This is a genomic window from Streptomyces sp. NPDC045778 (assembly GCF_056431945.1).
Map to the genome: position 1 here is coordinate 1 of NZ_JBWKJZ010000074.1, position 6,985 is coordinate 6,985.

General features: G+C 70.8%; 5 protein-coding genes and 1 pseudogene. All 6 read left to right on the plus strand.

Annotation, left to right across the window (positions count from 1 at the left end; all coding sequences use genetic code 11):
* Nucleotides 1-100, plus strand: a pseudogene (locus tag AC07GB_RS39705) (IS481 family transposase); the annotation flags it as partial.
* A 245-nt stretch (nucleotides 101-345) separates the two neighbouring features.
* Nucleotides 346-1,791 (plus strand): aldehyde dehydrogenase family protein, encoded by a 1,446-nt coding sequence (locus tag AC07GB_RS39710; RefSeq protein WP_478854454.1) that lies wholly within the window; start codon nucleotides 346-348, stop codon nucleotides 1,789-1,791.
* Nucleotides 1,792-1,988: 197 nt separating this feature from the next.
* On the plus strand, nucleotides 1,989-3,947 hold the full coding sequence (locus AC07GB_RS39715) for an acyl-CoA dehydrogenase family protein (RefSeq protein WP_478854456.1): 1,959 nt from the start codon (nucleotides 1,989-1,991) through the stop codon (nucleotides 3,945-3,947).
* Between the two features lie 59 nt (nucleotides 3,948-4,006).
* Nucleotides 4,007-5,272 carry a 1-deoxy-D-xylulose-5-phosphate reductoisomerase gene (dxr, locus tag AC07GB_RS39720; RefSeq protein ID WP_478854458.1) on the plus strand — a complete coding sequence of 422 codons (1,266 nt, stop codon included), beginning with the start codon at nucleotides 4,007-4,009 and terminating at the stop codon, nucleotides 5,270-5,272.
* On the plus strand, nucleotides 5,269-6,570 hold the full coding sequence (locus AC07GB_RS39725) for a M50 family metallopeptidase (protein ID WP_478854460.1): 1,302 nt from the start codon (nucleotides 5,269-5,271) through the stop codon (nucleotides 6,568-6,570). The genes dxr and AC07GB_RS39725 overlap by 4 nt, the downstream gene beginning before the upstream one ends.
* Before the next feature lie 219 nt (nucleotides 6,571-6,789).
* Nucleotides 6,790-6,985: flavodoxin-dependent (E)-4-hydroxy-3-methylbut-2-enyl-diphosphate synthase (locus tag AC07GB_RS39730; protein ID WP_478854462.1), on the plus strand; the 196-nt coding region annotated here is incomplete at its 3' end.

The window sequence follows — 6,985 nt, forward strand, 5'->3', positions numbered from 1 at the left end:
AGACTTCCTGCACACCTACAACCACCACCGCTGCCACACCGCACTCGGCGGCCACCCACCCATCAGCCGCGTGAACAACCCTGCGGGTCAATACAACTAGGGCCTGTCCGGTGGGTCGGCGCGGCCTATCGCGCTGCGCGCTCGTCTCCAAACGCCGGACGGGCTGAAACCTGCCGCGAGCGGCACCATCCAGCCCGTCCGGCGTTCGAGGAGGGCCGCCCTGACAATCCGGCGCGCGGGCACTCGCCACTGCGCCGACTCGGACAAACCACCGGCGAAACCCGCACCCCTACGGTGGAACCCGTAAACGCAGGACACGAACCTCCGCGAAGGGCCGGGATTCGTATGACTTCCATTCACGCCTTCTGGGTCGCCGGTCGCCAGGCCACCGGTGAGACCACGCTCGACGTCACCTCGCCGTGGGACGGGCGGCTCGTCGGCAAGGCGGCCGTCCCGACCGACGCCCAGGTGGAGGAGGCCGTCGCCGCGGCCTACGCGGTCCGCGACGAGTTCGCGGCCACCCCGGCCCACGTACGCGCCGCCGCCCTCGCCCATGTCTCGGAGCGCCTGGTGGAGCGCACCGAGGAGATCGCGCAGCTCATCTCCGCCGAGAACGGCAAGCCGGTCAAGTGGGCCCGCGGCGAGGTCGGCCGCGCCATCTCGGTGTTCCGCTTCGCCGCCGAGGAGGCCCGCCGCTTCAACGGCGGCGAGGCCCAGCGCCTGGACACCGACCAGGGCGGCCAGGGCCGCCTCGCGCTCACCCGCCGCTTCCCCAAGGGCGTCGTCCTCGGCATCGCGCCGTTCAACTTCCCGCTGAACCTGTGCGCCCACAAGGTCGCCCCCGCGATCGCCGTCGGCACGCCGATCATCCTCAAGCCCGCCCCGGCGACCCCGCTCAGCGGTCTGATCCTCGGTGAGCTGCTCGCCGAGACGGACCTGCCCGCGGGCTCGTGGTCCGTGCTTCCGGTCGCCAACGACAAGATGCCCGCCCTCGTCCAGGACGAGCGCCTTCCGGTCATCTCCTTCACGGGCTCCGACAAGGTCGGCTACCAGATCATGGACTCGGTGCCGCGCAAGCACTGCACCCTGGAGCTGGGCGGCAACGGCGCGGCGGTCGTGCTCGGCGACTTCTCCTCCGAGGAGGACCTGGACTGGGCCGCGAGCCGCATCGCGACCTTCTCCAACTACCAGGGCGGCCAGTCCTGCATCTCCGTGCAGCGGGTCATCGCCGACGCCTCCGTCCACGACCGGCTCGTGGCGAAGGTCGTCGAGGCCGTCGAGGCCCAGGTGACCGGCGACCCCTCCGACCCGAAGACCGACGTCGGCCCGCTGGTCAGCGAGGACGCGGCCAAGCGGGTGGAGTCCTGGGTCGACGAGGCCGTCCGGGCCGGCGCCACGCTGCTCACCGGCGGCAAGCGCGACGGCGCCACGTACGCCCCGACCGTCCTCGCCGACGTGCCGGGCGACACCACCCTCGCCCGCGAGGAGGTCTTCGGACCGGTGCTCACGATCACGAAGGTGGACGGCGAGCAGGCCGCCTTCGACACCGTGAACAACTCCAAGTACGGCCTCCAGGCGGGCGTGTTCACGCACGACCTCCAGACGGCCTTCCGCGCCCACCGCGCCCTTGAGGTCGGCGGCGTCGTCATCGGCGACGCCCCCTCCTACCGCGCGGACCAGATGCCGTACGGCGGCGTGAAGCAGTCCGGCGTCGGCCGCGAGGGCGTCCGCTACGCCATGGACGACTACACGTACGAGCGCGTCATGGTCCTCACCGGCCTGGCCCTTTAACGCGTCGAACCCCTCCGATACGGCCGGAGTCCCCGCACGGGGGCTCCGGCCGTATCCGTGCATTCGCTGCGCGAGGGCTGGTGAGGACGGGCGGAATCGGGTACCAACGATCGAGTAGCACCGGTGAGTAACCATGATCCGGTTCTGTGACGATTCCTGATCGGTCCACGATCCCGACTCGCGGCGAGGTGAGCCTCATGTCCGCACCAACCACCCCACCCCCGTCCCCCGCGTCGCAGCCCTCCGTCACCGAACGCGAGGCCCGCCAGGTCGCCGAGGCCGCCCGCGAGCAGGACTGGCGCAAGCCCAGCTTCGCCAAGGAGCTGTTCCTCGGCCGCTTCCGGCTCGACCTGATCCACCCGCACCCGCTGCCCGCCACCCAGGACGCCCAGCGCGGCGAGGAGTTCCTGGCCAAGCTGCGCGACTTCTGCGAGACGGAGATCGACGGCGAGCGCATCGAGCGGGACGCCCTCATCCCGGACGAGGTGGTCAACGGCCTCAAGGAGCTGGGCGCGCTCGGCATGAAGATCGACACGAAGTACGGCGGTCTCGGCCTGACGCAGGTGTACTACAACAAGGCCCTCGCCCTCGTCGGCTCCGCCTGCCCCTCGCTCGGCGCCCTGCTGTCCGCGCACCAGTCGATCGGCGTACCGCAGCCGCTGAAGATCTTCGGCACCCAGGAGCAGAAGGACGCCTTCCTGCCGCGCTGCGCCCGCACCGACATCTCCGCCTTCCTGCTCACCGAGCCCGACGTCGGCTCCGACCCGGCCCGGCTCGCGACGACCGCGGTGCCCGACGGCGACGACTACGTACTGGACGGCGTGAAGCTGTGGACCACCAACGGCGTCGTCGCGGACCTCCTCGTGGTCATGGCGCGCGTGCCCCGGTCCGAGGGGCACAAGGGCGGCATCACCGCGTTCGTCGTCGAGGCGGCGTCCGAGGGGATCACGGTCGAGAACCGCAACGCCTTCATGGGCCTGCGCGGCCTGGAGAACGGCGTCACCCGCTTCCACCAGGTGCGCGTCCCGGCCGCGAACCGCATCGGCCCGGAGGGCGCGGGCCTGAAGATCGCCCTGACCACCCTCAACACCGGGCGCCTCTCCCTGCCCGCGATGTGCGTGGGCGCGGGCAAGTGGTGCCTGAAGATCGCCCGCGAGTGGACGGGCGCCCGCGAGCAGTGGGGCAAGCCCGTCGCGTACCACGAGGCCGTCGGCTCGAAGATCTCCTTCATCGCCGCCACCACCTTCGCCCTGGAAGCCGTACTCGACCTGTCCTCGCAGATGGCCGACGAGGACCGCAACGACATCCGCATCGAGGCCGCCCTCGCCAAGCTGTACGGCTCCGAGATGGCCTGCCTCATGGCCGACGAGCTGGTGCAGATCCGCGGCGGCCGCGGCTTCGAGACCGCCGCGTCCCTCAAGGCCCGCGGCGAGCGGGCCGTACCGGCCGAGCAGATCCTGCGCGACCTGCGCATCAACCGCATCTTCGAGGGCTCCACGGAGATCATGCACCTGCTCATCGCCCGCGAGGCCGTCGACGCCCACCTGAAGGTGGCGGGCGATCTGATCGACCCGGACAAGACCCTGTCCGACAAGGCCAGGGCCGGCGCCGCCGCCGGCGCCTTCTACGCCCGCTGGCTGCCCAAGCTCGTCGCAGGACCCGGTCAGCTCCCGCGCGCGTACGCCGACTTCGCCCCGGCGGGGCACCCCGACCTCTCGGGCCACCTCCGCTACGTCGAGCGCGCGGCCCGGCGCCTGGCCCGCTCCACCTTCTACGGCATGTCGCGCTGGCAGGGCCGCATGGAGACCAAGCAGGGCTTCCTCGGCCGCATCGTCGACATCGGCGCGGAACTGTTCGCGATGAGCGCGGCATGCGTACGCGCCGACCTGCTGCGCACCACCGAGGAGTACGGCCGCGAGGCGTACCAGCTGGCCGACGCCTTCTGCCGGCAGTCCCGCATCCGCGTCGACGAGCTGTTCGGGCGCCTGTGGACCAACACCGACGACCTGGACCGCAAGGTCGTCAAGGGCGTCCTCGCCGGTACGTACACCTGGCTCGAACAGGGCGTGATCGACCCCAGCGACGACGGGCCGTGGATCGCGGACGCGACGCCCGGGGCGAGCCGGAGGGAGAACGTGCACCGTCCGATCCGCTGAGGCCGGGGAAGGGGCGGGCCTGGGCCATCCGCGCCCGGGCACACGCCACAATGGTGGGCATGAGCGAAAGCCCCGCACCCCTCGCCGACCCGCACCTCGTCTTCGACCCCGTCACCACCGACGGGCCGCGGGAGATCGTCGTCCTCGGCTCCACGGGCTCGATCGGCACGCAGGCGATCGACCTCGTGCTGCGCAACCCCGACCGCTTCCGGGTCACGGCCCTGTCCGCCGCGGGCGGCCGGGTCGCGCTGCTCGCCGAGCAGGCAAGGCGCCTTCGGGTGCGGGCCGTCGCGGTCGCCCGCGAGGACGTCGTGCCCGCCCTGCGGGAGGCGCTGCGCGAGGAGTACGGGGCCGGGGAGCCGCTGCCGGAGATCCTCGCGGGCCCGGACGCGGCCACCCAGCTCGCCGCCTCGCCCTGCCACACGGTCCTGAACGGCATCACCGGCTCCATCGGCCTGGCCCCCACGCTCGCCGCCCTGGAGGCGGGCCGCACGCTCGCGCTCGCCAACAAGGAGTCGCTGATCGTGGGCGGCCCGCTGGTCAAGGCGCTCGCCAAGCCCGGCCAGATCATCCCGGTCGACTCCGAGCACGCCGCGCTCTTCCAGGCCCTGGCCGCGGGCACCCGCGCCGACGTCCGCAAGCTCGTCGTGACCGCGTCCGGCGGCCCCTTCCGCGGCCGGACGAAGGCCGACCTCGCCGACGTCACGCCCGCCGAGGCGCTCGCCCACCCGACGTGGGCGATGGGCCCGGTGATCACGGTGAACTCGGCGACCCTGGTGAACAAGGGCCTGGAGGTGATCGAGGCCCACCTCCTCTACGACATCCCCTTCGACCGCATCGAGGTCGTCGTCCACCCCCAGTCGTACGTGCACTCCATGGTCGAGTTCACCGACGGCTCCACGCTCGCCCAGGCCACCCCGCCGGACATGCGCGGGCCGATCGCGATCGGGCTCGGCTGGCCCGAGCGGGTGCCGGACGCGGCGCCCGCCTTCGACTGGACGAAGGCCTCCAGCTGGGAGTTCTTCCCGCTCGACACCGAGGCGTTCCCCTCGGTGGGGCTCGCCCGGCACGTCGGGCAGCTCGCGGGCACGGCCCCGGCGGTGTTCAATGCCGCCAACGAGGAGTGCGTGGACGCCTTCCTGGCGGGCACGCTGCCGTTCAACGGCATCATGGAGACCGTCACCCGGGTCGTCGCCGAGCACGGCACACCGCGTACGGGAACCTCCCTGACCGTGGCGGACGTCCTCGCAGCGGAGACCTGGGCGCGGGCCCGGGCCCGGGAACTGACGGCTTCGACCCAGATGACCGCGGAGGCTCGTGCATGACGACCTTGATGATGATCCTCGGCATAGTCGTCTTCGTGATCGGGCTGCTCTTCTCGATCGCCTGGCACGAGCTGGGCCACCTGTCGACCGCGAAGATGTTCGGCATCCGCGTGCCGCAGTACATGGTCGGCTTCGGCCCGACGATCTTCTCCCGCAAGAAGGGCGACACCGAGTACGGCGTCAAGGCCATCCCGCTCGGCGGCTACATCCGCATGATCGGCATGTTCCCGCCGGGGCCCGACGGACGCCTCGAGGCGCGCTCCACCTCGCCCTGGCGCGGCATGATCGAGGACGCGCGCTCGGCGGCGTTCGAGGAGCTGAAGCCCGGCGACGAGTCCCGGCTCTTCTACACGCGCAAGCCGTGGAAGCGCGTGATCGTCATGTTCGCCGGTCCGTTCATGAACCTGATCCTGGCCGTCGTGATCTTCCTCGGCGTGATGATGACCTTCGGCATCAGCACCCAGACCACCTCGGTCGGCAAGGTCTCCGACTGCGTCATCGAGGCCGGTGAGAACCGCGCCACGTGCGAGAAGGGCGACAAGCCCGCCCCCGCCAAGGCCGCGGGCCTCAAGGCGGGCGACAAGATCGTCGCCTTCCAGGGCAAGGACGTGGACGACTGGTCCGCGCTCCAGTCCCGGATCCGCGACACCATCGGCCCCGCGACCCTCACCGTCGAGCGTGACGGCAAGCGCCTCGACCTGCACGCCAACCTGATCAAGAACCAGGTCAGCAAGACCGACGGCGACGGCGGCTACGTCGAGGGCAAGTACGTGTACGCCGGATTCCTCGGCTTCACGCCCGCCTCCGGCATCGTCCAGCAGTCCTTCGGCGAGTCCGTCGACCGCATGGGCACCATGATGGAGAACGGCGTCGAGTCGATCATCGCCCTGCCCTCCAAGATCCCGGACCTGTGGGACGCGGCGTTCGGCGACGGGGAGCGGGGGCAGGACTCCCCGATGGGCGTGGTGGGCGCGGCCCGCGTCGGCGGTGAGGTGTTCACCCTGGACATCCCGCCGCAGAACCAGATCGCGCTGATGCTGTTCCTGCTGGCCGGGTTCAACCTCTCGCTGTTCCTGTTCAACATGCTGCCGCTGCTGCCCCTGGACGGCGGTCACATCGCCGGCGCACTGTGGGAGTCGCTGCGCCGGAACGCGGCGAAGGTCCTGCGGCGACCGGACCCCGGCCCGTTCGACGTGGCGAAGCTGATGCCCGTGGCCTATGTGGTGGCGGGGATCTTCATCTGCTTCACCATCCTGGTCCTGATCGCGGATGTGGTGAATCCGGTCAGAATTTCCTAGGCGTACGAAGTTTGCGGCGGCCGGACACCATCTGTGCCCGGCCGCCTTCGTATGTGCGGTCCCACCCGCCAATGGGTGGACATCGGGGCGGGATGTGCTTGGGGCATGTGGGGTGCCGTAATCTCGAACCCGCGAACAAGCGACGTTGTAGCGCGATGCCGCGAAGCCCGGAGCCCGCCGAACTCGGGACCTTGATCCACACTTGGGGATGCACGCCAGATGACTGCCGTTTCTCTCGGAATCCCGTCCGTTCCGACCAAGCTGGCCGACCGCAGGGTCAGCCGCAAGATCCAGGTGGGGACGGTGGCCGTCGGCGGGGACGCGCCGGTGTCGGTGCAGTCGATGACGACGACGCGTACGTCGGACATCGGGGCGACGCTTCAGCAGATCGCGGAGCTGACGGCGTCGGGGTGTC

What these genes read in the sequence shown, in the direction of transcription:
- AC07GB_RS39710 (WP_478854454.1), top strand. Translation starts at nt 346, where the DNA reads ATGACTTCCATTCACGCCTTCTGGGTCGCCGGTCGCCAGGCCACCGGT.
- dxr (WP_478854458.1), top strand. Translation starts at nt 4,007, where the DNA reads ATGAGCGAAAGCCCCGCACCCCTCGCCGACCCGCACCTCGTCTTCGAC.
- AC07GB_RS39715 (WP_478854456.1), top strand. Translation starts at nt 1,989, where the DNA reads ATGTCCGCACCAACCACCCCACCCCCGTCCCCCGCGTCGCAGCCCTCC.
- AC07GB_RS39725 (WP_478854460.1), top strand. Translation starts at nt 5,269, where the DNA reads ATGACGACCTTGATGATGATCCTCGGCATAGTCGTCTTCGTGATCGGG.